The following is a 23,124-nucleotide window of genomic DNA, read 5'->3' as shown; positions in this document are numbered from 1 at the left end:
GTCGTCCTCGCCCGGCGTCGCAGATGGCCCCAAGGTGGGGGCTGGTTTGGTGCACAAATCGTCAACAGGTCCCAGGCTAGCCTTGTTCCGATGGCCTCCAGAACGGGGGCGCGCGAGGACGCGAAACATGCGGAAGACAGCCTGCGCCCTGATTGCGGCGCTGGGAGTGCTTGAGGCGGCCGACGCCGCCCAGGCGGGTGAGCTGGTCAATGGCGGCAAGCTCCTGCTGACCGGCGGGGTCAGCAATGTGGAAGGCGCCGGCGGCGGCGGCCTGGCCAGCTGGGCGACGATCACCGGCTACGAGACCCGTGACGGGATCGGCGGAAATGTCCACGCCACCAAGGTGGACCTGCCGGACTATGACTTCACGAGCTATGGCGCCGCCGTCGGCTGGCGCGACCGCGTGGAGCTGTCCTATGCCCGCCAGGCCTTCGACACCGGGGCGACGGGCGCCAAGCTCGGCCTCGGCGCCGGCTTCACCTTCCACCAGGATGTCATCGGCGCGAAGGTCCGGGTGCTGGGCGATGCGGTCTATGACCAGGACAGCTGGCTGCCCCAGGTGGCGGTGGGCGCCCAGTTCAAGAAGAACGACCGCGGCGCGGTCATCCGCGCCATCGGCGGCAAGGACGATTCCGGCGTCGACGTCTATGTGGCGGCCACCAAGGTGCTGCTGAACCAGAGCCTGGTGCTGGACGGCACGGTGCGGGCCACCAAGGCCAACCAGACCGGCCTCTTGGGCTTCGGCGGCGGCAAGAAGGACGACTACTCCCTGCAGTTCGAGGGCTCGGCCGGGGTGCTGGTCACCAAGCGCCTGCTGATCGGGGCCGAGTACCGGACGAAGCCGGACAATCTGGCGGGGCTGAAGGAGGACGACTGGATGGACGTCTTCGCCGCCTACGCCATCAACAAGAACCTCTCGATCACCGCCGCCTACGCCGACCTCGGGACGGTGGCGACCTTCAAGGACCAGCGCGGCCTCTATGTGTCGCTGCAGGCCGGCTTCTAGGAGCACGACCATGCGCCTTCGCACCCTCACCGCCGCCCTCGTCCTGGCCGGCGTCGCCTCCCTCGCCCAGGCCGCCGAGAAGCCGGTGGACCCTTACGTCGTCTCCAACGCCAACGCCGGCGCGACCCCGGTCGAGGGCGAGCAACTGCTGGCCGCCTTTCATGGCCAGGCCGGGATCGCCCGGGTGGTCGACCGGATGGTGGACCTGAGCATCGCCGACCCCCGTATCGCCGAGATCTTCCGCGCCACCGACCTGGAGCGGCTGCGCCGGACCCTGAAGGAACAGGTGGGCTACCTGCTGGGCGCCGGCGTCGACTACACGGGCCGCGACATGAAGACGGCCCACAAGGACCAGGGGATCAACACCGCGGAGTTCAACGCCCTGGTGGAGAACCTGCAGAAGGCCATGGACGAGGAGAAGGTCCCCTTCCGGGCTCAGAACCAGCTGTTGGCCAAGCTGGCCCCCATGAAGCGCGACGTGGTCGTGCGCTGACATAGAAAAAGGGCCCGTGGCGAACCGCGGGCCCTTCATCTTCGCCGCGGGGGCGATGGATCAGTACTTGTAGGCGACCGTGACGAACCAGGTCCGCGGCGCGCCGTAGTAGGCGGTGCGGATGCCGCCGACGGACGAGAATTCCTGGGCGTCGGTCTTGTAGACCTCATCCGCCAGGTTCTTGCCGTAGAGGCCGGCCGACAGGCTGCGGTCCGCGTTTTCCCAGACGATCTGGGCGTCATACAGCCAGTAGCTCGACTGCCACATGCCCGGGAACTTGGCGCGGGTGGTCAGGTTGGCGTTGTCGACGGCGAGCGCCATCTCCGAACGGTAGCGGGCCTGGCCGCCGACGGTGACATAGCCCTTGCCGCCCAGGTCGAACTCGTAGGAGCCGGCGAGGCGCGCGGTCCATTCCGGCGAGAAGGCCGGGGTCTGCCAGGCGCGGTCCAGGGTGATGAAGCCGGTGGCCGGAGCCGAGGCGGCGCGCTGTTCCTTGAACTCGCCGTACTCGGCGTGGAGGTAGCCCACGTCGGCGTTCAGGCTGAGGCCCGGGATCGGGTTGGCGGCCAGTTCCAGCTCGGCGCCGTAGATTTCCAGCTGGCCGGCGTTCAGCACCGCGAAGTCGATCGAGGGGATCGGCTGGCTGGGCGAGGTGACGGCGCGGCCGATACGGGCCTGGAAGTCCTGGTAGTCGTTGTAGAACACCGTGGCGTTGGCCCGAACGCGGCGGTCGAACAGCTGGCTCTTCACCCCGGCTTCGTAGGAGACGACGGTCTCGGGATTGTAGGGCTGCTCCTCGCCCGGATTGTTCGCCCGGCCGTTGAAGCCGCCCGACTTGAAGCCCTTGGCCACGCGTCCGTAGAAGAACAGGTCGTCATTGGCCTGGTAGTCGACGCTGACCATCGGCGAGACGTCGTCCCAGCTCTCCTTGGCGGTGAAGGCGAACTTGCCGTTCAGAGCCGCGAAGTTCGAGAAGGTCGAGGTGGTGCGGAAGTACTTCTTTTCGTCCTGGGTGTAGCGCAGGCCGGCGGAGACCCGCAGGGCGTCGCTGACGCTGTAGGACGCGTTCACATAGCCGGCCCAGCTGGTGGTGGTCAGCGAGTCGTCGATGGTGCGCAGGAAGGTGAAGGGCGCGACAAAGGCGTCGGCGTAGGCTTCCTGGTGCGAGGTCACCTTTTCACGCAGGTAGTAGACGCCGCCGACGACGTTCCAGGCGCCGTTCGTGTAGGCCGCCTGGACCTCCTGGCTGACCTGGGTCTGGTCGGGGGCGACCAGCACGTCGCCCAGCTTCACGGCGGTGGCGTCGATGTCGATGTAGTCGTCGCTCGACAGGCCACGATAGGCGGTGATCGCCTTCAGCGTCAGGGCGTCCGAGACCTTGTAGGTCTGGGTGGCCGAGGCGCCCCAGTGCTCGAACCGGGTCGAGTTGGGCAGGGTGGGCGTGGTGACGGTCTGGAACTTGTACTCGGCCGGGACCGCCGGGAGGGCCTGCAGGACCGCGCCGAAGGCCGAGGCCAGGGTGCTGGTCGGCTGGCCGACCGTCATGGCCGACTTGTCGTGGGTGTAGTCCACCGAAGCGTCGAGGCGGTAGGCGTCGGTGGGCGTCCAGGCCAGGGCGCCGCGGACGGCGACGGTGTTCTTGTCGTTGTAGTCGCGGTGGTTCACCGGGTCTGTGACGTAGCCGTCGCGGGTGGAGCCCATGGCCGACAGGCCGAGCGCCAGGGTGTCGCTGACCGGGCCGGACAGGCCGAGCTTGGCTTCAAACAGGCCGTAGTCGCCGACACTGACCGAGGCTTTGGAGCGCACGGTCTGGCCGGGGGCCTGGGTGACGAGCTTCAGGGCGCCGCCGATGGTGTTCTTGCCGTAGAGCGTGCCTTGCGGGCCGCGCAGCACTTCCACGCGGGCCAGGTCCAGCAGGTCGAACTGGGTGCCGCGGATGCGGCTGTAATAGACGTCGTCCACATAGACGCCGACCGCGGGGTCGAAGGTCTGCAGGGCGTCCGGCTGGCCGACGCCGCGGATGTAGATGTTGGTGGCGTTGGACGACCCGCGGCCCTGGACCAGGTTCATGTTCGGCACCGCGCCCTGCAGGTCGGTGATGGCCAGGGCGCCTTGGCGCTCCAGGGCCTTTTCCGAGAAGGCGGTGATGGCGACCGGGGTCGACTGAAGGTTTTCCTCGGTGCGGCGGGCGGTGACGACGAGTTCTTCGACGGTGGCCTCGGGCGCGGCGGCGGCGACGCCGGCGAAAACGGACCAGGCCGCGCTCGCGGCGAGCGCGAGCTTCAGATTGAAGCGCATGTTTTCCTCCCCTTGCGCCCGACGGGGCGCAGCTGATTGCCGGCGAAGGTGGCGGCGCCTCGCGGGAGCGTCAATAATTCATTCTGCGTTGAGTGAATGAACTCTTCAGTTCGTTTCACCAGCGATGCAGACAGGTCACACAGGCTGTTACGGCGCGTCGGCCAGGAAGGCGTCGATGGCGGCCAGGGCCTGGGGCTCCTCCAGGGTGGGGGCGTGGCCCACGCCGGGGATATCGACCCGGGCCATGTGCGGCGCGGCCAGGCTCATGCGCTCGGCGGTGTCAGCTTCCAGGATGTCCGAGGTTTCACCGCGGACCAGCAGGATGGGCCGCGCTGTCGCCAGGGCGCCGAACAGGGGCCAAAGGTCCACGGCCGCCGCCGCCGGGGCGGCCGTGGGCGCGATCCTGAACACCTCGGAGATGGCCGGGTCGTAGTCGAGGACGAAGCCCGCCTCGGTCTGGCGGAAGATGCGCCGGGCGAAACGCTCCCAGTCGGCGTCGGTCAGGTTCGGCAGGGCCTCGCCATTGGTCTTGCGGGCGTAGGCGGCGGCCTCAGCCCAGGAGGACACTTCCGGCGCGCCGCCCACATAGCCGCCGATCCGGGCCAGGCCCGCGGCGCCCACCTCAGGCCCCAAATCATTGAGCACCGCGCCGCAGATCATGTCCGGCCGCAGGGCGGCCAGGGTCATGGTGATCAGCCCGCCCATCGAGGTGCCGACGAAGATCGCCCGGGTGATCCCGGCCTGTTCGAACAGGGCGATGACGTCGCCGGCATAGGTGGCCGGATTGTAGTTCAGTGGGTTCGGGTCCCAGGCCGAGTTCCCCCGTCCGCGCACGTCCAGGGCCAGGACCCTGCGGCCCTGGGCGGCGATGTGCGGGGCCACGACCTCGAAGTCCTTGGCGTTGCGGGTCAGGCCGTGCAGGCAGACCACCGGCAGGCGGGCGGACCCGTCACAGGCGGCGTAGTCCAGGGCGGCGAGGGCCAGGCCGTCGAGGCTGGTCCAGGTGCGGGCGGCGGGCTGCGTCATGGGGGTGCTCCTCAAGACCAATGGGTGCGTCCCGCCGCTGGGGGTGTCAATAATTCATCGCATGATGAATAATCGACGAGCAGCGTTCGGTTGAACCCTCCGCCCGGCGCTCGTACTCCTTACTCGACGCCAATCCCCCGGAGCGCGCTATTGACCATGGAACTCGAGCCCGCCGAGGCGCCTCGCGGGCGCAGGCCCCGGGGGCGGTCGCGGGCGGAAAAGAGCGCCGAGACCCGGGAGCGGATTCTCGATGTCGCGGAACTGGAGTTCTCCAAGCACGGCTTCGAGGGCGTGACCCTGCGGGCGGTCGCGCGGCTGGCCAAGGTCGACACCGCCCTGTTGCACTACTACTTCGACTCCAAGCGCGGCCTGTTCGACGCGGTGTTCCTGCGCCGGGCCGAGGTGCTGAACCAGGACCGCATGGAGGCGCTGGACCGCTATGAGGCGGAAGCCGGCGGGGCGGTGACGGTGGAGGGCGCGGTGGCGGCGTTCCTGCTGCCCGTGCTGGACCGCTGCGCTAACGCCGGCCCCGGCTGGCGGGCCTATTTCGCGCTTATCGGGGTCGTGAACAACACGCCGGTCTGGGGCGGCGAGACCATGACCCGCTACTTCGACCCCGTGATCCACCGGCTGATCAGCGTGGTGAAGAAGGCCCTGCCCAAGGCGCGGGAAGAGGACCTGTTCTGGTCCTACCACATGCTGTCCGGCTCATTGACGCTGACGCTCGCCGAGACGGGCCGCATCGACACCCTGTCGGGCGGGATCTGCCGGTCGGAGGACATCGCCGCCGTCGCGCCGCGCATGGTGGCGTATGCGGCGGCGGGATTCCGGGCGGTTTGTGAGGACTAGAAGGGCACCTTCTCCCCTTGCGGGAGAAGGTGGCGTCCGAAGGACGACGGATGAGGGGTTTTGCTCCCCCATCCGCCTTAAAGGTCTTGCTGGCGGGCCAATGCGACCCCTCATCCGACCTGGCTCCGCCAGGCCACCTTCTCCCGCAAGGGGAGAAGGATATGGGCTTAGCCCACGCCGTACGGGTGATACGGCCCCAGGATCAGTTGTTCGAACACGCCCATGCCGCGCTCCGGGTCCTTGCCGGGCAGGGTGAGGGTGACGTGGCTAAGGGCCTGGATGTGGAAGTTCTCCACGGCGCCCATGTTCTCCTTGGCCAGGTCGATGTCCTCGCGCTCCACCACCAGCGGGCCCTTGAAGCCGCCGTGGCGCCATTGCGGGTGACCGTAGCCGATGCCCTTCATCAGGAAGGTCAGGAAGGGTTCGAACTTCACCTTGGCCTCGCCTTGAGCCAGGGGGATCACCAGCTCGCCGGTCTGGGCGTGGCGGGTGTTCGGGATGAAGCTGACCTCGCCGATCGAGGCGCCGGCGGTGTGGTAGCCGCCGTCATGCCCGGCGCCGTCGGGCAGGATCACCGCGCGGGTGTTCCAGGGGGTGCCGTCCGGGTTGGCGTTGACGTGGAAGAAGACGCTGGAGTCCGCGAAGTTCAGCGGCGTCCATTGCCAGAAGAAGGTCGGCATGACCGGCGGAACCGGCGGCTGGCTGTCCGGCGCGCCGATGGGGCGCACGCCCCAGGAGCGGTCGCGGGTGCCGACGGCGCCGGCCTGCAGCTCCTTGCGCACGCCGTCGATCTCGATCCAGCCCGAGCAGCGCACGTTCTGGGTCAGGCGGGTGTAGTCCATGAAGGCGCGCGGGCCGATGCGGTGGACGAAGCGCGGCTCCTCGATGGGGAAGGACCGGCCCTCGAAGGTGATCTCGGCGGCGAAGCCGTTGGACGGCTCGACGATCAGCTTCAGCTTCACCAGCGGCTCGATCACCTCGATGCGGATGGGACCGCACGACATGTCCATGCGCTCCATGTTCAGGAAGCGCGAGGCGTGCAGGCAGTGCTCGACCCCGTCCCGGATCACCGAGAAGTGGGCGTCGCAGATGTTCACGTGCGGATAGACGCCCAGCGCCGCGGCGAAGAACTCGGTGCCGTCGGGGTTGTAGCCGTTGAAGAAATAGCGGTCGTAGAAGTTCCGGTCGGTGCCCGAATAGGCGATCGGCTCGGGCGTCTGGTGGATCGGAAATTCGTCGGCTTTGGTCAGCATATGGCGGCTCCCTAACGGCGGGCGAGCCTAGGTTCGCCCTGCGTCAATCTTGCGACCGTTGTCCGGTCGGCGGTATCCAGGTGATCAGAGATAACAACAACAAGGGAGGCGTGGCCCTGCTGACGCTGGGGAAGGAAAGAGCTGACGTTGCGTCACTCGTTCCTTGGCGTCTGTTCGGCCGAGGACGACGCACATGACCACCAGCGAAATTCGGATTCCGGACGCCGTCGCGGCGAACCTTGTCGACCCCACGGCCTATGCCGACCACCGCATCCACGAGACCTATGACTGGCTGCGGGCCAACAACCCCTTCGGCATGGCTGAGATCCCCGGCGTCGATCCGTTCTGGGTGGTCACCAAGCACGCCGACATCCTGGAGATCAGCCGTCAGAACAGCCTGTTCCTGAACGGCGACCGCTCGCCCACCCTGGTCAGCCAGGAAGCCGACGCGCGCATCCGCCAGATGATGGGCGGCAGCCCGCACCTGCTGCGCACCCTGATTCACATGGATGCGCCGGACCATCCGAAGTACCGGGCGCTCACCCAGGCCTGGTTCATGCCGCAGAACCTGCGCGGCCTTGAGGACCGCATCCGCAAGATCGCCCGCGCCGCGGTGGACAAGATGGCCGCGACCGGCGGCGAGTGCGACTTCGTGCGCGAGGTGGCCCTGCACTATCCGCTGCACGTGGTCATGGAGATCCTGGGCGTCCCGGAAGAGGACGAGCCCCGGATGCTGATGCTGACCCAGGAGCTGTTCGGCGCCGCCGACCCCGAGCTGGGCCGCAAGCCGTCCGAGCAGACCCTGGACAAGGACACCGGCGGCCAGCAGCTGGACCTGGGCGTCATCACCGACTTCTTCCAGTACTTCGCCAAGATCTCGGCGGACCGCCGGGCCAATCCGCGCGACGACCTCGCCAGCGTGATCGCCAACTCCAAGATCGACGGCCAGCCGATCTCCGAGCTGGAGGCGATGAGCTACTACATCATCGTCGCCACCGCCGGCCACGACACCACCTCGTCCTCCACCGGCGGCGCCCTGTGGGCCCTGGCCGAGAACCCGGGCGAGCTGGCCAAGCTGAAGGCCGATCCCTCGCTGATCCCGGGCCTGGTGGATGAATCCATCCGCTGGACCACCCCGGTGAAGACCTTCATGCGCACGGTGGCCGAGGACACCGAGATGGCGGGCCGCAAGCTGTCCAAGGGCGACTGGATGATGCTCTGCTACGCCTCGGGCAACCGCGACGACGAGGTCTTCGACGCGCCCAAGTCCTTCCGCGTCGACCGCTCGCCCAACAAGCACCTGGCCTTCGGCTATGGCGCGCACCTGTGCCTGGGCCAGCACCTTGCCAAGATGGAGATGCGCATCCTGTGGGAAGAGCTGATCCCGCGCCTCGAGAGCGTGGAGCTGGCCGGCGAGCCGGCGCTTAGCCAAGCCGTGTTCGTCAACGGGCCCAAGACCCTGCCCATCCGCTTCAAGATGGCCTGACCCGTTGAGCAGCCTCGAACCCCGTCTCGCCGCCTATATCGCCGGGCGCCTGGCGAACGCCTCGGACGTCTCGGTCACCGGTCTGACCCGCATTTCCGGCGGGGCCAGCCGAGAGACCTACCGCTTCGTGCTGAACTGGCGCGAGGGCGGCGAGGCGCGGGAGCGCCGGCTGATCCTGCGCCGGGACCCGCCGGCCAGCCTGATCGACACCGAGCGGCGGGTGGAGTTCGAGGCCTATCGCGCCTTCCACGGCTCCAGCGTGCCGGTGCCGGAAATGCTGTGGCTGGAAGAGGGGTCCGAGGCCCTCGACCATCCCTTCTCCATCGCCGAGGAGCTGCATGGTTTTGAGGCCTCGCCGGCGCTGCTGTTCACCGAGCCCTACCTGCCGCACCTGCAGCGGCTGGGGGAGCGCAAGTGGACCATCCTGGGCGAGATCGCCAAGGCCGACCCGGTGGCCCTGGGCCTCACCGAGGTCATGCCGCCGCCGGCGCTCGGGGCCTGCTGGGACCGCGAGCTGAGCTACTGGGAAAAGGTGCTCGACGACGACGAGGCCGAGCCCCTGCCGATCACCCGCGCGGCCATCCGCTGGCTGCGCGCCAATCCGCCGCCGCCGGCCCAGAAGCTGTCGGTGGTGCATGGCGACTATCGCACCGGCAACTTCCTCTATGACGCGCACGGCGAGATCCGGGGGATCCTCGACTGGGAGATGTCCCACCTGGGCGACCCGCTGGAGGACCTGGGCTGGAGCCTCAATCCTGTCTGGTCGTTCGGCCAGCCGCGGGCCGGCGGCCTGCTGCCGGAAGCCGAGGCCATCGCCGTCTGGGAACGGGCCTCGGGCCTGAAGGCCGATCCGGCCGCGGTCCACTGGTGGACCCTGTTCAACTGCGTGAAGGGCCAGGGGATCTGGATCTCGTCGGCCCGGGTGTTCATCGACGGCGGCAGCAAGGCGCCGATCACCGTCGTGCCGCCCTGGATGCTGCAGACCGCCCAGGACCGGGCGACACTGAAGGTGATGGGGCGGCTATGAAACCGGAAGTTCCCGAAGTCCTGGCCGAGCTCGCCCAGCTCCTGGTCCGCAACGCCGATCCGAGCGTCCATCCCGCCGACCGCGCCAGCGACCTGGGCATGAGCGCCATGCTGCTGGGCTATGTGGCGGAATCCTGGGATGGCCGCGCCCACCTGCTGGTGGAAGAGAACCGCGCCATCCACGCCCTGCTCAAGCGCGGCGAGGCCTATGTTGCGTCGCCTGCGCCGCCGGCCGAGGACAACCTTCGCCTCTCGGCCCTGACGGCGGAGAACCAGCGGCTGGCGGCCGCCCTGATCACCCTGCACGCCGCCGTGGAGCGCGACCCCGCCGCCGGTGACCTCAACGACGCGATCTGGGCCGAACTGCGCACCTCCACGGAACGGCGCAAGTGGGCGACCTCGGTGGTCTAGGTCGGCGCCTGGTCGCGGTCGGTTAGCCCATAGTCCCGCAGCACTTGGGCGACCCGCAGGCGATAGCCGGAAAAGACGCCTGAGCGGCCGGCGGCCTGGGCGCCGCGGTGCGGGGCGTGAGTGCGCCAGGCCGCCACCGCCGCCTCGTCGCGCCAGAAGGACAGGGAGAGCACCTTGCCCGGCGTGGTCAGGCTCTCGAACCGCTCGATGGAGAGGAAGCCGTCCACCTGGTCCAGGTCCGGGCGCAAGACGGCGGCCAGGTCGAGATAGGTCTCGCGCTGGCCCTCGGCCGGTTCGGCCTCGAAGATGACCGCGATCACGTGACCGGCTCCAGGAAGGTGCGGCGCTCGGAGACGATGAAGCGCTGGTCCTGGGCGAGCCGGAAGTTGGCGGCACCGGCGGGGTCGGTCCTCAGCCGCGCGCGGTAGGCCTCGTAGGCGGCGAGGCTCTCGAACGAGATCAGGGCCAGGGCGATATCGTTCGTCCCCTCATGCGGCAGCCAATAGCCCAGCAGGTCGCCGCCGCAGGCCGGGATGATGGTCAGCCAGTTGCGGGCGTAGTCGGCGAAGGCCGCCCGTTGGAACGGGTCGATCCGGTATTCGATGCAGCAGGTGATGGTCATGGGAGCTCCTATGTCAGGGCTCGGGGTCTAGCGCCTGCGCCGCCGCCCATGCTTCGACCGGCGCCGAAGTGTCGCCGCTGGCGCCGGCCAGGGCAGGGGCCTAGGCTGGGGACATGAAACAGGGGCTCGACATCGCGCGCGTGGCCGCCCTGCTGGGCGATCCGGCGCGGGCCAATATGGCGGTGGCCCTGATGGGCGGAACCGCCCTGACCGCCGGAGAACTGGCGGCCGAGGCCGGCGTCACGCCCCAGACGGCGAGCAGCCATCTGGCCCGCCTGACCGAGGGCGGCCTGGTCACCGCGCGCCGCCAGGGCCGGCACGCCTATTTCGCCCTGTCGGGGCCAGAGGTGGCTGAACTGCTGGAGACCCTGATGGGCCTGGGCGCCCGCGTGGGCGAGACCCGGGCGCGGCCCGGTCCGCGGGAACCGGCGATGCGCCGGGCGCGGGTCTGCTACGACCACCTGGCCGGAGAGCTCGGGGTGGAGATGCTGGACAGTCTGGTGGCCCGAGCCCTGATCGTCGACCATGACGGGGCGCTGGAGTTGACTGAGGCCGGGGCGGCGGCCATGCGGGCCTTCGGCGTCGATCCGGTGCGGCGGGGGCGGCGGCCCCTGTGCCGGGCCTGCCTGGACTGGAGCGAGCGGCGCAGCCACCTGGCCGGGTCCCTGGGGGCGGCGATCCTGCAGCAGGTCTATGCTCGCGGTTGGGCCAGGCGGCTCGAGGGGACCCGGGTCGTGGCCTTCAGCGCCCCCGGCCTGGCGGCGTTTCAATCTGTCTTCCCGGCGCCCTGACATGGACCAAACCCAGCTTCTCCACTTGGCCACCGCCCTTGGCGTCGGCCTACTGATCGGCGCCGAGCGGGAGCGCCGCAAGCGGCAACAGGACCAGCCGGCGGCGGCCGGCATTCGCACCTTCGCCGTGGCCTCGGTGGCTGGCGCCCTGGGCTATGTGCTGGGCGGGGCCTTCCTGCTGGGCGCGGTCATGGCGGCGGTGACGGTGTTCGCCGCGGTCTCGGCCTGGCGGATCGGGCGCAAGGATCCTGGTGTCACCACCGAGGTCGCCCTGGTGCTGACGGTGCTGACCGGCGGCCTGGCCATGCGCGAACCGGCCCTGGCGGCGGCGGTCGGGGTGACGGCGGCGGCCGTGCTGGCGGCGCGCACGCCCTTGCACCACTTCGTCTCCAAGGTGCTCACCGAGGACGAGGTGCGCGACGGCCTGATCCTGGCTGGCGCGACCCTGGTGGTCCTGCCCCTGCTCCCCGACCAGGCCATGGGGCCGTTCGGCGCGCTCAATCCGCATGACCTGTGGGTGGTGCTGGTGCTGATCCTGGCCATTGGCGCGGCGGGCCATGTGGCGGTGCGCTTTGTCGGCGCGCGCTACGGCTTGCCCATCGCCGGCCTGGTCTCGGGCTTTGTCTCCAGCGCCGCCACCATCGCCGCCATGGGCCAGCGCGCGACCCGGACCCCGGAGCTGCAAGGCCCGGCCGTGGCCGGCGCCGTGCTCTCCACCGTCGCCACCATCGCCCAGATGGCCATTGTGATCGGGGCCACCAGCCCGGCGGTTCTGAACGCCATGGCCCCGTCCCTGGCCGCGGCGGGCGCCATGGCCCTCATCTATGGCGTGGTGTTCACCGCCCGCGCCTTCCGGCATCAGGCCAAGGACGAGCCTGAGGGCGGCGCGGCGTTCAGCCTGACCTCGGCCGGGATCTTCGCCCTGACGCTCGGGGCGATCCTCCTGGTGTCTGCGGCGCTGCGGGCGAGGTTCGGCGACGCCGGGGTGCTGATCGCCGCCAGCCTGGGCGGCCTCGTGGACACCCACGCCGCGGGCATCTCGGTCGCCGCCCTGGCCGCCACCGGCCGCATGCCGGCAGAGGCCGCCGTCATCCCGATCCTGGCCGCCATCTCCACCAACAGCCTGACCAAGGCGATCCTGGCCTGGACCGCCGGCGGCCCGGCCTTCGCCTTGCGGGTGATCCCCGGCCTGGTGCTGGTGGCCGGCGCGGCCTGGCTGGGGGCGCTGCTGATCTGACCGCCAGGGGAACCTCATCGCCCGCCCGGAATTCCGCAGGACAAGGACGCGCGACCTCGCGCGTCGCCGCATGGAGGCCCGCGATGTCTGAACCCCTGAACCCTCAGCCCAATGGCGGCGACACCGCCCCCGCGGACGGCGAGCCCCACGTCCGCGAGGCCATGACCAGTTTCATGCGTGAGGCCCGGGTCGCCCTGGAGGACCTGACCGAGGACCTCCTGGCCAAGGCCCGCCTGGGTTACGGCATGGTCCGCAGCCAGGCCAAGGAACGTAGCCAGCAGACGGTCGAGATGGTCCGTGAGAAGCCCTATGCGGCGCTGGGCGCCGCGGTGGGGATCGGCTTTCTGGTCGGCCACCTGTTCAGCGCCAGCCGCACCCACGTGATCTATCTGCGGGATGGCCGCCACGGCCTTTAGGCGGCCAGGATCTCCGCCAGGGCCGACAGCAGGGCCTCAGTCTGGCCGTCGGTTCCCACCGTGATGCGCAGGTGGTCGGCGATGCGCGGGGCGTTGAAGCGGCGCACCAGGATCGCCCGCCCGCGCAGGGCCGCGGCCAGATCCGCGCCGCCATGGGCCGGATGACGGGCGAAGACGAAATTGGCCGCCGACGGCAGGACTTGGAAGCCCAGCGCCTCCAGGCCCGCTGTCATCCGCCCGCGGGTGGCGACGATGCTGGCCAGGCCCGCCTGGAAGGCCGCGTCGTCCTGCACGGAGGCGATGGCGCCGGCCTGGGCCGGGCGTCCGAGCGGGTAGGAGTTGAAGCTGTCCTTCACCCGGGTCAGGGCCTCGATCAGGTCGCGATGGCCGAGCGCGTAGCCGACGCGCAGGCCCGCGAGCGCTCTGGACTTTGAGAAGGTGCGCACCACCAGCAGGTTGGGGTGGGCGGCGATCAGCGGAACGGCCGTCTCCGCTCCGAAATCTACATAGGCCTCGTCGATCACCACCGGGATCGCCGGATGATCGCGCAGCAGGGCCTCGATCTCAGCCAGGGCCAGCGGCGTCCCCGTCGGCGCATTGGGGTTGGGCAGGATGATCGCCCCCGCCGGGCGGCGGTAGTCGGCGATGCGGACGCGGAAGTCCGCGTCCAGGGGCACGGCCTCGGTCGCCACCCCGAACAGCTGGGCCCAGACCGGATAGAAGCTGTAGGTGATGTCCGGATAGAGCAGGGGCGCGTCGTGCTTCAGCAGGCCGGCGAAGGCGTGGGCCAGCACCTCGTCCGAGCCATTGCCCACGAACACCTGGTCCGCCGACAGGCCGTGATAGGTGGCCAGGGCTTCGCGCAGGGCCGTCGCCGCCGGATCCGGATAAAGCCGCAGGGCCTCCGTCGCCTCGCCCGCAATCGCCGCCAGCACCGCCGGGGAGGGCGCAAGCGGACTCTCATTGGTGTTCAGCTTGATCAGGTTCGCAATGCGCGGCTGCTCGCCGGGCGTATAGGGCGACAGGTCGTGGACGAGGGCGCTCCAGTAGCGGCTCATGGCGGGCTCCTGTGGTTCGGGCTCGTCCATGACCGGCGGACCCCTGCGGCGCAAGCCCCGGCGCGCTGGCCAAATCCCCCATCGACAACGGCCCCGACCTCGGGTTTGCTGCGCCGCCCTCGTTAGGGGGCCAAAGGCTTAGCCATTTTTCGATTAGGGACCTGATTTCTCATGCCTCGCATGTTGCCCGAGCCCACGCCGGAAACCCGGCATTTCTGGGAGGGTTGCAAGGACGGCGAGCTGCGCCTGCAGCGTTGCACGGACTGCGACCACAACTATTTCCCGCCGCGCCCCTTCTGCCCCAAGTGCGGCAGCCGGGACGTCGAGGTCTTCAAGGCCTCCGGCAAGGGGATCCTGTATTCCTACGTCATCAACCACCGGCCCCGTCCGGACATGGGGACCGAGCCGCATTCGATCGCGGTCGTCGAGCTGGCCGAGGGCCCGCGCATGATGACCAACATCATCGGATGCCCGCAGACGCCTGAGGCGCTGCAGCTCGACATGGCCGTGGAGGTCGTCTTCGAAAAGCAGACGGACGACATCTCCCTGCCCCTGTTCCAACCGGCGAAGGGCTGAGACGAGACATGCAACCCAAATCCGTCGCGGTCGTCGGGGCCGCCGAAACCACCAAGATGGGCAAGATCCCGGACGTCTCCGTGATCGGCCTGCACGCCGACGCCGCCCTCAACGCCATGAAGGACGCTGGCCTCAAGCCGTCGGACATCGACGGCGTCGCCACCGCGGGCGTCAGCCCGGTCGAGCTGGCCCACTATCTGGGCATCACGCCGACCTATGCCGACGGCACCAGCGTCGGCGGCTGCTCGTTCATGCTGCACGTCCGCCACGCGGCGGCGGCGATCAACGCCGGCCTGGCCAAGACCATCCTGATCACCCACGGGGAATCGGGCCGCAGCCGCGTGGGCGCCGGGGGCTTCGCCCGCTCGCCGTCCAGCCTGATGGGCCAGTTCGAGATGCCCTATGGCGTCACCAGCCCGCCGACCATGTTCACCGTCCCGGTGCTGCGCTACCTGAAGGCCCGAGGCTACACCGAGGAAGACCTGGCCACGGTGGCGGTGATCCAGCGTGAGTGGGCCGCCAAGAACCCGCGCGCCAGCTTCAAGGACCCGATCACCGTCGACGACGTGCTGAACTCGCCGATGATCGCCTGGCCGTTCCGCATGCTGATGTGCTGCCTGGTCACCGACGGCGGCGGCGCCCTGATCGTCACCAGCGCCGACCGGGCCAAGGACTTCCCGAACAAGCCGGTCTACGTGCTGGGCACGGGCGAGAGCGTTGAGACCCCGATGGTCAGCCAGATGGAGGACTTCACCTCGTCCAAGGCCTTCCGGGTCTCGGGTAAGAAGGCCTTCGAGACCGCCGGCATCACCCATGCCGACGTCGATCACCTGATGATCTACGACGCCTTCGCCCACCTGCCGCTCTATGGCCTGGAGGACCTGGGCTTCTGCGAGCCGGGCGAGGCGGCGGGCTTCATCCGCGACCGCAACACCGCGATCGGTGGTAAACTGCCGCTGAATACCAATGGTGGCGGCCTGTCCTACATGCACTCCGGGATGTACGGCATGTACGCCCTGCAGGAGAGCGTGCGGCAGATGCGCGGCATCGCTCCGGCCCAGGTGGAAGGCGCCAAGATCAGCGTCTGCCACGGCGTCGGCGGCATGTTCGCGGCCTCCGGCACGATCATCTTCACCAACGAGAAGTGATCTCGGAACAGTAACTTACCGCAGTTATGCTGCGCAGCATAAGGTGCAGCATGAACACCCCCGCCGGACCTCGGCGGGGGTGTTTCTGTTTCAGCCTTTCGGGGTCGCCGGGAAGCCCGGCCAAAGGGGTGGAATGGGGCGCGCCACCGGCCCGATGCGACATTCCGTCCACCGGCGGCCACGGGATATTAAGGGTCCTCGTTCATCCTGCCAGCGTCCGAGGCGGCGCGCGCGCCCGGGCCTTTGTGGTGGTGTGGAGCAGGCATGGGGATCAATCCGGAATCGCGGGCGAGGTTTAACCTGCAACGCGCCTCCATTCTGATCCTGGACCAGAATCCCATGGGGATGAGCATCCTGGTTCAGATCCTCACCGGGTTTGGCGCCAAGACGATTCATCGGTGCGAGACCGTCGCCGAGGCCGAGGCCACCGTCCAGAAGAACGAGATCGACCTGATGGTCGTCGACAGCCTGGGGCCGGGCGGCGCCGGCTACAAGTTCGTGCACTGGCTGCGCCGGTCCAAGATCCAACCCAACTGCTTCGCGCCGGTGCTGATCATCGCCGGCCACACCCCGCAGCGGGCCGTGGCCATGGCCCGCGACTGCGGCGCGCACTTCATCCTGGCCAAGCCGCTCACTCCCATCGCGGTGCTCGAGCGGGTGTTGTGGATCTCCAAGGAAGGCCGCCGCTTCGTGGAGTGCAGCACCTATGTCGGCCCCGACCGGCGCTTCAAGAACGAGGGCGTGCCTGCCGGCATGGAAGGCCGCCGCCGCGACGATCTGCCCGCCGAGGTGGGCGAGGCGACCATGCCCAACATGGAGCAGGATGTGATCGACAGCATGCTCAAGGCCCGGAAGGTTCAACTATGACCGGCGTCGTCACCTTCCACGTTCCCGAGAACAAGCTCGCCAAGCTGATCAAGACGCCGGGCGGCAAGCCGGTGGTCGAGGCCGTGGCCGACGCTCAGCAGGGCCTGATGGGTCTGCAGGACGACTGCCTGGCCGATCTGGGCCAGATGCTGGTCGAGGCGGAAGGGGCCGCGGCCCGGGCCGGCGCCGCCTTCGACGCCGAGCTGGTGGAGCAACTCTATGGCCGGGTCAGCGCCGCGATCGGCGTGCCTACGGCCTGCGGCATGGAGCCGGTCGACACCGCCCTGATCAGCCTGTCCGACCTTTTGGACAATCTGCAGGAGCGGTCGGTCTGGGACCCTGAGCCGGTGGCCGTGCACCTGCGCGCCATCCGCCTGATGCTGAACGTCGAGGCCGCGCGCCAGGGCGCCGGCGCTCAGGGCCTGCTGGACGGCCTGCGCCAGGTCAGCCAGCGCTTCGCGGCCAACGACGCCCAGGCGGACTAAACGAAAAGCCGCCGCGGACCAGGTCCAGCGGCGGCTTCTGAATTTCAACGGTCTGGCTCCAGCGAAGGCGCCGGCCTCGCCGCAGGGCTTTAGGTCGGGCTCATCCGGTCGGTGAGGGCCCAAAGGCCATCCACCACTTCCTTCATCTCCGGGCCGAGCTGCTTGTCCTCGGTCCAGATCAGCCGCAGGGCGTTCACATGCACGCCGATGGAGGCCCAGTCCTGGCGCCCCGCGGTGCGCAGGCGATCGGTGAGTTCGCACAGGCTATAGGCCGCGTCGCAGAGGATGCGCTGGTTGAACATGCCGGCGATGTCGAGGACGACGCTGGATTCCTCATAGACCGCATCCATGCCGACGGACTTGGCCTGGCAGTGGGCTTCCAGCCGCTTGATGGACGCGTCCAGGGCCTTGCGGGCGTCACCGCCCAGGGCGGCCAGCTCACGGGCGGCGCGCTCATTGGCCAGCTCCGCGGTCATGCCGCCGGGCGCCGCTGTCTTTTCGCTGAGGCTGTACTTCACTTTGATGAATTGAGGCTCACTCAAAGCTGCACCCGCGCTGGTTTGAACATTTGATCGATATCGGTCTGGTCCATGTTCGGGTCCGTGGCCGCGCCCACATGGGTCGACAGGTCGCCCTTGCGGCGTCCCTTAATGCCCAGCGGCGGCCCGAGGTTCTTGAAGCGGCGGTCAGGACCCACATAGGTCTCGGTCTTGACCATCTGGCGCTCGTCCTTCGACACCCAGAAGATCCGCTGCAGCAGCAGTTCCGGGGTGAAGGGCTTGGCGATGACGAAGTTGGAGCCGGAATCGCGGCTCTTCTCGACCATGCTGCGGGCGGCGTGGCCGGACAGCATGATCACCGGGGTGAACTGAGCCTCGGGCTGGGCTTCCCGGCGCAGCCAGCGCAGGAAGTCATAGCCGTCCATGTCGCCGACGTGAGCGTCGGTGATGATCAGGTCCAGTTCCTGGGTCTTGACCACATGGATGGCCTCGGCCCCGGTCTTGCACTTGAACTGCTTGCGCACCCCGAAGCCCCGCACCATGCCGGAGAGGGCCTCCAGGGCGGTGGGGTTCGAATCGACCAGGCAGAAGACTGATCGCTCGAGATTGATGCGGATCTTGGGATCCAGGGCCATGCGCCGGGGCCCTAGAACAGGTCCAGGTCGCCGGAGGTCGGGACCAGGGCGTCGCTGTCATGGGTGACCTTGGCGAGGCGCTTTGCAAGGTCGCCAAGGGTGACGCCGGCGACGGCGTCGGAGAGGTCGTACTGTCCGCTTTCCGCCTGGACCGACAGCTTGCGCGTGAAGGTGGCCAGGGCCGCCAGGTGCTGGGTCAGCACATCCAGGGTCTGGGCCTCGGTCAGGGCGATCTGCAGCGGTTCGCCGCGGCTTGCGCGCACCAGCTGGGTGACCAGCATTTCGAGCCGGTCGCACAGTTCGCCAGCGTGCTCCAGCTCGTGAGCCAGGGACGCGAGGACTTCGGGCGTGTAAGCGGGCGCGGCGGACATCAGAACAGCTCCAGAGACCCTTCGTCCTCCGCGGGAGGCGCCGGCTTGCGGGGGACTTCCTTGAGCGTCGCGACCTCGTGCGTATCGGTGACGATCCGCTGCTGAGCGCGTCCGGTGACAGGCCAGAACTGGACCCGGCGCGCCCCCATGCCGCCGAGACTGGATCCGACCACCTTGATGCCTTCGTCCTTCAGGAACTTCTCGGCGAAGGCGGCGTTGGACGCGCCCACGTCGGAGAGACCGCCGAACATGCGCGCCCCGCCAAACAGCTTGGCTTCCAGACGCTCGCGACGGGCGCCGGACCGCAGGAGTTCGTTGATCAGCAGTTCCATGGCGTAGGCGCCATAGCGCCGGCCCTCATCCAGGCCGTCCGCCTTGCCCTCGGGTAGCAGGAAGTGGTTCATGCCGCCGATGCCGGTGACCGGGTCGCGCATGCAGACGGCCACGCAGCTGCCCAGGATCGTCGTCATCATGACGTCCGGGTCGGCCGAGATCGCATGCTCCCCCTGAACCACATGGACCCGCTTGCCAGGTCGGTGAGGGGTGTTTTCGACGATCATGTAAGAACCCCGAACACCGCTTCGATCTTCTCTTTTAGCGTCTGAGTGGTGAACGGTTTGACAAGGTAGTTATTGACGCCGAATTGCACCGCGCGTTGCACCAGCTCCTTGTCCGCCCGGCCCGTCAGCATGATCACCGCGGTCTTGGACAGCGGCCCGTGGGCGCGGACCGCGCGCAGCAGGCCCAGCCCGTCGAGCTTGGGCATGTTGAAGTCGGTGATCACCAGGTTGGTGGGCGAGGCGATCATGGCCTTGAGGGCCTCCTCGCCGTCGGGGGCTTCCCGGGTGTTGGTGATCCCGATCGCGTGCAGGCTCGTACGGATCAGCGACCGCATGGTCTGCTGGTCGTCGACGATCAGGGTCTTGATGGCCGAAGCTGCGGGCATCACGCGCTCCTTTGATGCTCGGCCGAGGCCGAGCAGACGTTGAGTATGGCTTGGCCCATGCGGGCGAGACCGATCTGCTTTTCCACCGCGCCCAGCTCGAACGCGGCCTTGGGCATGCCGTAGACCACGCAGCTGGACTCATCCTGGCCCAGGGTGCGGGCCCCCTTCTGGCGCAGGGCCAGCAGGCCTTGGGCGCCGTCGCGGCCCATGCCTGTCAGGATGACGCCGGCGGCCGGGCGGTTCAGCTTGGCGACCGAGTCGAACAGGACGTCCACGGACGGCCGGTGGCCGTTCACGGGCTCGCCGGCCCGGAGGCGGCAGATCGGTTGGGTGGAGGACACGACCTCCAGGTGGGTGTCGCCGCCCGGGGCCACATAGATGTGACCCGGAAGCAGCTTGGCCCCGTCATACGCCTCCTCGACCTTGGCGCCGGAGATCCGGTCCAGGCGGGCGGCGAAGCTCTTGGTGAAGGTCGCCGGCATGTGCTGGGTGATCACGGTCGGCGGGCAGGTGTCGGGGAAGTTGGCCAGGATGGTCATCAGGGCCTCGACGCCCCCGGTCGACGAGCCGATGGCCAGCACCAGATCCTTGACGGGGGAATAGCCCGACGCGCGCTCGGCCGGGGCGGCCACCGGGCCGGAATAGGGCTTCACCCGGGCGCGGGCCGCGCCCTTGACGATGTCCGGCAGCTTGGCGAAGGCCTCGCCGACGCCAGCGCCGCCCTGCGGCTTGCCGATGCATTCCACCGCGCCCAGCTCCAGGGCCGCGACGGTGATGTCGGCGCCGGCCTGGGTCAGGGTCGAGATCATCACCACCGGCGTCGGCCGCAGGCGCATGATTTTTTCCAGGAACTCGAGACCGTTCATGTGCGGCATCTCGATGTCCAGGGTGATGACGTCCGGGTTCAGGCGCTTGACCTGCTCGCGGGCCTCGATCGGGTCGTTGGCGAAGCCCAGGACCTCAATGTCCGGGTCCCGCTTCAGGGCGGCCGCGATCAGGCCGCGCATGGTGGCGGAATCGTCAACAATAAGGACGCCGACGCTCATCGACCGCTCCTCAAGGCATAGGTTGTGAGACCGGTGGTCTCGAAAAGCTGGGTCGCCGGTCCGGTCACGCGCTCGGAATGTCCGATGTAGAGCGTGCCGCCTGGGTTCAGCAGCGGGGCGAAGCGGCTCCAGATGCGTTCCTGGGTCGGCTCGTCGAAATAGATCACGACATTCCGGCAGAAGATCACGTCGAAGCGGCCCTTCATCGGCCAGTCGCCGATAAGATTCAGTTCACGGAAGGACACCAATTCGCGCAGTTCGTCGGCCACTTCCCAGCGGCCTTCGCCGGCCTTCTTGAACCAGCGGCGGCGCAGGTCGAGCGGCACGGGGGCCACGGCGTCCTCGCGATAGATCCCGGCCCGGCCCTCGGCGATCATGTTCGGATCGATGTCGGTGGCCAGGATCTTGACGTCCAGGTCGGCCGCCTCGGGCAGGGCCGCGAGCACGGTGATGGCCATGGAGTAGGGCTCCTGGCCGTTGGAGCTGGCCGCCGACCACAGGCGCACCCGGCCGCCGCGCTTGGCGTGCTCGGCCAGCTTCGGCATCAACTGGTCGCGCAGATGGTCGAAGTGGTGTGGCTCGCGGAAGAAGCGGGTCACATTGGTGGTCAGCGCCGCCATCATGGCCTGGCGCTCGTCCACCTCCTTGGCGTCCTGGATCAGGGCGCAGTAGTCGCGGAAGCTGCGCAGGCCCAACGCCCGCAGCCGCTTGGCGAGACGCGAATAGACCAGCGCGGCCTTGCCCTCGGCCAGGGCGATGCCGGCGTGCGAGTGCAGGATCTGCGCGATGGTCTTGAAGTCCTCCGCGGTGAAGAGGAATTCGCCATCGACCAGACCGCCGCCCTGTGATCGGGAATCGGCTGCGCTCATGCGGCTTCGGCTTCCTGTTCCGGGAGGACGCGTTCGAGGGTGATCAGGCTGATCATCCGTCCGTCGATGGCGAACAGGCCTTTGACGAACTGTTTGACCGTGTCGCAGGCGACGTCGGGGGTCGGCTGCACCATGTCCTCGGTGACGTCGATGATGTCGGACACGGCCTCGACCAGGAGACCGATGGTCCGGCCCCCCTGGTTAACGACCATGATGACGTGGCGGGCGCTGGGCTCGCCGGTCGTCAGGCCCAGACGAGCGCCCAGGTCGACGATCGGCAACACCGCGCCGCGAAGGTTGATGACGCCCCTGACATAGGCGGGCGCACGGGGAAGGGGGGTCGCCTGGGTCCAGCCGCGGATCTCGCGGACCTGCATGATGTCGACGCAGAACTCCTGGTCGCCGATACGGAAGGCGATCAGTTCATGGCGCGCGCCGTTGGACTGGCTAACGATCTGGGTCATTCTCAGCTTGCCATACGCTTCTCAGAGCGGCCCGCGCCCTTGCGGCGGGTGCTCGTCACCAGAGCGTCAACATCGAGGATCAGCGCCACTCGGCCATCGCCGAGGATGGTCGCCGCCGCGACGCCGTCGATCTGCTGGTAGTTGGCTTCCAGGCTCTTGATCACCACCTGGCGCTGGCCCTGGATGGCCTCGACCAGGAGGGCCGCCTTGCCGCCGCCTTCGCTCTCGACAAGCACGGCGACGCCGCTGGACGGCGGGATCGGCGCGTCCCGGAAGCCGAGCGCCACGCCGACGTCGATCAGCGGGACAAAGGTGTCACGGATGCGGATCACCGCGTCCTTGCCGCCGATATAGTGCACGTCCTCGGCCCGGGGCGTCAGGCTCTCGACGATGGCCGACAGCGGGGCGACCAGGGTCTGGTCGGCGCCGGTGACCACCATGCCGTCCAGGACCGCCAGGGTCAGGGGCAGGGACATGGTGAACTTCGAGCCCTTGCCGGGTTCGGAGGAGATGGAGATGCGGCCGCCGAGCGCCTGGATCGACCGGCGCACCACGTCCATGCCGACGCCGCGGCCGGAGATGTCCGAGATGACCTCTGCGGTGGAGAAGCCCGGCAGGAAGATCAGGTTGTCGGTCTCTTCGTCCGACAGCACGGCGTCTTCCGAGATCAGGCCCTTCTCGATGGCGATGTTGCGGACCCGCTGGCGGTTGATGCCGCGGCCGTCGTCTTGCAGCTCGATGACGATACGGCCGCCGCGGTGCAGGGCGCGCAGGCGCACCACGCCTTCAGCCGGCTTGCCGGCGGCGGCGCGGCCTTCCGGATCTTCCAGGCCGTGGTCGATGGCGTTGCGCAGCATGTGGGTGATCGGGTCGGTCAGGCGCTCGATCACGGTCTTGTCGACCTCGGTGCCTTCGCCTTCCATGATCAGCTTGACGCGCTTGCCGGTCATGTCGGCGACTTCGCGGGCCAGGCGCGGCATGCGCTGGAACACGCTCTTCACCGGCTGGGCGCGGATCGCCATGACGCTGTCCTGGATCTCCCGGGTCAGGAGTTCCAGATCCTCGAGGCCCAGGGCCACGTTGGACGAGCGGGCCAGGCCGCTCTCCAGCACGCGCTGGGACAGCATGGCCTGCTGGATGACCAGTTCGCCGACGGCGTTGATCAGCCGGTCCACCCGGTCGAGATCGACGCGGATCGTGGCGGCGGGGGCGCCGGCAGGGGCGCCGCCCGCGGCGGCGGCGGTG

Annotated in this window: 28 protein-coding genes; 13 read left to right on the top strand and 15 right to left on the bottom strand. The window is 68.7% G+C overall.

Annotated elements, in window-relative coordinates:
• Window positions 1–127 precede the first annotated feature (127 nt).
• Both ACFQ27_RS09035 and ACFQ27_RS09030 read left to right on the top strand, forming a co-directional pair.
• Window positions 128–1,006 carry a DUF3034 family protein gene (locus tag ACFQ27_RS09035; RefSeq protein WP_377353340.1) on the top strand — a complete coding sequence of 293 codons (879 nt, stop codon included), beginning with the start codon at window positions 128–130 and terminating at the stop codon, window positions 1,004–1,006.
• Window positions 1,007–1,016: 10 nt separating this feature from the next.
• The gene (locus ACFQ27_RS09030; protein WP_377353339.1) at window positions 1,017–1,499 is read left to right on the top strand and encodes a group I truncated hemoglobin; all 483 of its coding nucleotides are present in this window, start codon (window positions 1,017–1,019) and stop codon (window positions 1,497–1,499) included.
• A gap of 60 nt (window positions 1,500–1,559) precedes the next feature.
• On the opposite strand, the gene ACFQ27_RS09025 is transcribed toward ACFQ27_RS09030, so the two are convergent.
• Window positions 1,560–3,797: a TonB-dependent receptor gene (locus ACFQ27_RS09025; protein ID WP_377353338.1), complete on the bottom strand. Its 2,238-nt coding sequence runs from the start codon at window positions 3,795–3,797 to the stop codon at window positions 1,560–1,562.
• A 147-nt stretch (window positions 3,798–3,944) separates the two neighbouring features.
• Window positions 3,945–4,823, bottom strand: a complete 879-nt coding sequence (locus ACFQ27_RS09020) for an alpha/beta fold hydrolase (RefSeq protein ID WP_377353337.1) — start codon at window positions 4,821–4,823, stop codon at window positions 3,945–3,947.
• A gap of 156 nt (window positions 4,824–4,979) precedes the next feature.
• Here ACFQ27_RS09020 and ACFQ27_RS09015 point away from each other — a divergent pair, with 156 nt between their 5' ends.
• Window positions 4,980–5,672, top strand: coding sequence for a TetR/AcrR family transcriptional regulator (locus ACFQ27_RS09015; protein WP_377353336.1), 693 nt, complete (start codon window positions 4,980–4,982; stop codon window positions 5,670–5,672).
• 167 nt (window positions 5,673–5,839) lie between these two features.
• Here ACFQ27_RS09015 and ACFQ27_RS09010 read toward each other — a convergent pair whose 3' ends face one another.
• On the bottom strand, window positions 5,840–6,925 hold the full coding sequence (locus tag ACFQ27_RS09010; RefSeq protein WP_374346853.1) for a hypothetical protein: 1,086 nt from the start codon (window positions 6,923–6,925) through the stop codon (window positions 5,840–5,842).
• A gap of 193 nt (window positions 6,926–7,118) precedes the next feature.
• Between ACFQ27_RS09010 and ACFQ27_RS09005 the strand changes: the two genes are divergently transcribed.
• The 3 genes from ACFQ27_RS09005 to ACFQ27_RS08995 are packed head-to-tail and all read left to right on the top strand — an operon-like array spanning window position 7,119 to window position 9,848.
• Complete coding sequence (locus ACFQ27_RS09005) at window positions 7,119–8,411, top strand: cytochrome P450 (RefSeq protein WP_374346854.1); 1,293 nt, start codon at window positions 7,119–7,121, stop codon at window positions 8,409–8,411.
• 4 nt (window positions 8,412–8,415) lie between these two features.
• The gene (locus ACFQ27_RS09000; RefSeq protein WP_374346855.1) at window positions 8,416–9,438 is read left to right on the top strand and encodes a phosphotransferase family protein; all 1,023 of its coding nucleotides are present in this window, start codon (window positions 8,416–8,418) and stop codon (window positions 9,436–9,438) included.
• Entirely contained in the window at window positions 9,435–9,848 is a 414-nt protein-coding gene (locus tag ACFQ27_RS08995; protein ID WP_377353335.1) for a hypothetical protein, read from the top strand. The genes ACFQ27_RS09000 and ACFQ27_RS08995 overlap by 4 nt, the downstream gene beginning before the upstream one ends.
• Here the strand turns inward: ACFQ27_RS08995 and ACFQ27_RS08990 are convergent.
• Together ACFQ27_RS08990 and ACFQ27_RS08985 are read right to left on the bottom strand one after the other, a co-directional pair.
• Complete coding sequence (locus ACFQ27_RS08990; protein WP_377353333.1) at window positions 9,845–10,168, bottom strand: antibiotic biosynthesis monooxygenase family protein; 324 nt, start codon at window positions 10,166–10,168, stop codon at window positions 9,845–9,847. The two genes, ACFQ27_RS08995 and ACFQ27_RS08990, sit on opposite strands and share 4 nt — an antisense overlap.
• Window positions 10,165–10,470, bottom strand: coding sequence for an NIPSNAP family protein (locus tag ACFQ27_RS08985; protein ID WP_374346858.1), 306 nt, complete (start codon window positions 10,468–10,470; stop codon window positions 10,165–10,167). Before ACFQ27_RS08985 ends, ACFQ27_RS08990 begins: the two co-directional genes overlap by 4 nt.
• Window positions 10,471–10,583: 113 nt before the next feature.
• Here ACFQ27_RS08985 and ACFQ27_RS08980 point away from each other — a divergent pair, with 113 nt between their 5' ends.
• The 3 genes from ACFQ27_RS08980 to ACFQ27_RS08970 all read left to right on the top strand — a co-directional run bounded on the left by ACFQ27_RS08980 (window position 10,584) and on the right by ACFQ27_RS08970 (window position 12,914).
• The gene (locus ACFQ27_RS08980) at window positions 10,584–11,261 is read left to right on the top strand and encodes an ArsR/SmtB family transcription factor (protein WP_377353332.1); all 678 of its coding nucleotides are present in this window, start codon (window positions 10,584–10,586) and stop codon (window positions 11,259–11,261) included.
• A gap of 1 nt (window position 11,262) precedes the next feature.
• Window positions 11,263–12,498: an MgtC/SapB family protein gene (locus tag ACFQ27_RS08975; protein WP_374346860.1), complete on the top strand. Its 1,236-nt coding sequence runs from the start codon at window positions 11,263–11,265 to the stop codon at window positions 12,496–12,498.
• Between the two features lie 83 nt (window positions 12,499–12,581).
• Window positions 12,582–12,914 carry a glycine zipper domain-containing protein gene (locus ACFQ27_RS08970; RefSeq protein ID WP_377353331.1) on the top strand — a complete coding sequence of 111 codons (333 nt, stop codon included), beginning with the start codon at window positions 12,582–12,584 and terminating at the stop codon, window positions 12,912–12,914.
• Here ACFQ27_RS08970 and hisC read toward each other — a convergent pair.
• Window positions 12,911–13,972 carry a histidinol-phosphate transaminase gene (gene hisC / locus ACFQ27_RS08965; protein WP_377353330.1) on the bottom strand — a complete coding sequence of 354 codons (1,062 nt, stop codon included), beginning with the start codon at window positions 13,970–13,972 and terminating at the stop codon, window positions 12,911–12,913. The genes ACFQ27_RS08970 and hisC overlap by 4 nt on opposite strands.
• Before the next feature lie 171 nt (window positions 13,973–14,143).
• Here hisC and ACFQ27_RS08960 point away from each other — a divergent pair, with 171 nt between their 5' ends.
• The 4 genes from ACFQ27_RS08960 to ACFQ27_RS08945 all read left to right on the top strand — a co-directional run bounded on the left by ACFQ27_RS08960 (window position 14,144) and on the right by ACFQ27_RS08945 (window position 17,048).
• Entirely contained in the window at window positions 14,144–14,548 is a 405-nt protein-coding gene (locus ACFQ27_RS08960) for a Zn-ribbon domain-containing OB-fold protein (protein WP_374346863.1), read from the top strand.
• A gap of 8 nt (window positions 14,549–14,556) precedes the next feature.
• Window positions 14,557–15,696 carry a thiolase C-terminal domain-containing protein gene (locus ACFQ27_RS08955; RefSeq protein WP_374346864.1) on the top strand — a complete coding sequence of 380 codons (1,140 nt, stop codon included), beginning with the start codon at window positions 14,557–14,559 and terminating at the stop codon, window positions 15,694–15,696.
• A 264-nt stretch (window positions 15,697–15,960) separates the two neighbouring features.
• Window positions 15,961–16,563 (top strand): response regulator, encoded by a 603-nt coding sequence (locus tag ACFQ27_RS08950; RefSeq protein ID WP_374346865.1) that lies wholly within the window; start codon window positions 15,961–15,963, stop codon window positions 16,561–16,563.
• The gene (locus ACFQ27_RS08945) at window positions 16,560–17,048 is read left to right on the top strand and encodes a hypothetical protein (RefSeq protein ID WP_374346866.1); all 489 of its coding nucleotides are present in this window, start codon (window positions 16,560–16,562) and stop codon (window positions 17,046–17,048) included. The genes ACFQ27_RS08950 and ACFQ27_RS08945 overlap by 4 nt, the downstream gene beginning before the upstream one ends.
• A gap of 89 nt (window positions 17,049–17,137) precedes the next feature.
• Here ACFQ27_RS08945 and ACFQ27_RS08940 read toward each other — a convergent pair whose 3' ends face one another.
• The 9 genes from ACFQ27_RS08940 to ACFQ27_RS08900 all read right to left on the bottom strand — a co-directional run.
• Window positions 17,138–17,590: a hypothetical protein gene (locus ACFQ27_RS08940; RefSeq protein ID WP_377353329.1), complete on the bottom strand. Its 453-nt coding sequence runs from the start codon at window positions 17,588–17,590 to the stop codon at window positions 17,138–17,140.
• Window positions 17,587–18,183 (bottom strand): response regulator, encoded by a 597-nt coding sequence (locus ACFQ27_RS08935; protein ID WP_374346868.1) that lies wholly within the window; start codon window positions 18,181–18,183, stop codon window positions 17,587–17,589. The genes ACFQ27_RS08940 and ACFQ27_RS08935 overlap by 4 nt, the downstream gene beginning before the upstream one ends.
• 11 nt (window positions 18,184–18,194) lie before the next feature.
• Entirely contained in the window at window positions 18,195–18,554 is a 360-nt protein-coding gene (locus tag ACFQ27_RS08930; protein WP_374346869.1) for a hypothetical protein, read from the bottom strand.
• A complete protein-coding gene (locus ACFQ27_RS08925; protein WP_374346870.1) occupies window positions 18,554–19,114 on the bottom strand; it encodes a chemotaxis protein CheD in 561 nt (186 codons plus the stop codon). The genes ACFQ27_RS08930 and ACFQ27_RS08925 overlap by 1 nt, the downstream gene beginning before the upstream one ends.
• Window positions 19,111–19,500, bottom strand: coding sequence for a response regulator (locus ACFQ27_RS08920; protein ID WP_374346871.1), 390 nt, complete (start codon window positions 19,498–19,500; stop codon window positions 19,111–19,113). Before ACFQ27_RS08920 ends, ACFQ27_RS08925 begins: the two co-directional genes overlap by 4 nt.
• Window positions 19,500–20,546, bottom strand: a complete 1,047-nt coding sequence (locus ACFQ27_RS08915) for a protein-glutamate methylesterase/protein-glutamine glutaminase (protein WP_377353328.1) — start codon at window positions 20,544–20,546, stop codon at window positions 19,500–19,502. Before ACFQ27_RS08915 ends, ACFQ27_RS08920 begins: the two co-directional genes overlap by 1 nt.
• Entirely contained in the window at window positions 20,543–21,415 is an 873-nt protein-coding gene (locus ACFQ27_RS08910) for a CheR family methyltransferase (protein WP_374346873.1), read from the bottom strand. Before ACFQ27_RS08910 ends, ACFQ27_RS08915 begins: the two co-directional genes overlap by 4 nt.
• On the bottom strand, window positions 21,412–21,879 hold the full coding sequence (locus ACFQ27_RS08905; RefSeq protein WP_374346874.1) for a chemotaxis protein CheW: 468 nt from the start codon (window positions 21,877–21,879) through the stop codon (window positions 21,412–21,414). The genes ACFQ27_RS08910 and ACFQ27_RS08905 overlap by 4 nt, the downstream gene beginning before the upstream one ends.
• Before the next feature lie 2 nt (window positions 21,880–21,881).
• Window positions 21,882–23,124 (bottom strand): chemotaxis protein CheA (locus ACFQ27_RS08900; protein WP_377353327.1); only part of this gene is annotated, 1,243 nt, incomplete at its 5' end.

The organism is Phenylobacterium conjunctum (assembly GCF_042679085.1).
GTDB classification, from domain to species: Bacteria; Pseudomonadota; Alphaproteobacteria; order Caulobacterales; family Caulobacteraceae; genus Phenylobacterium; species Phenylobacterium conjunctum.
The sequence above is the reverse complement of the archived record's forward strand: the minus strand, read 5'-3'. Positions and strand labels throughout refer to the sequence as shown.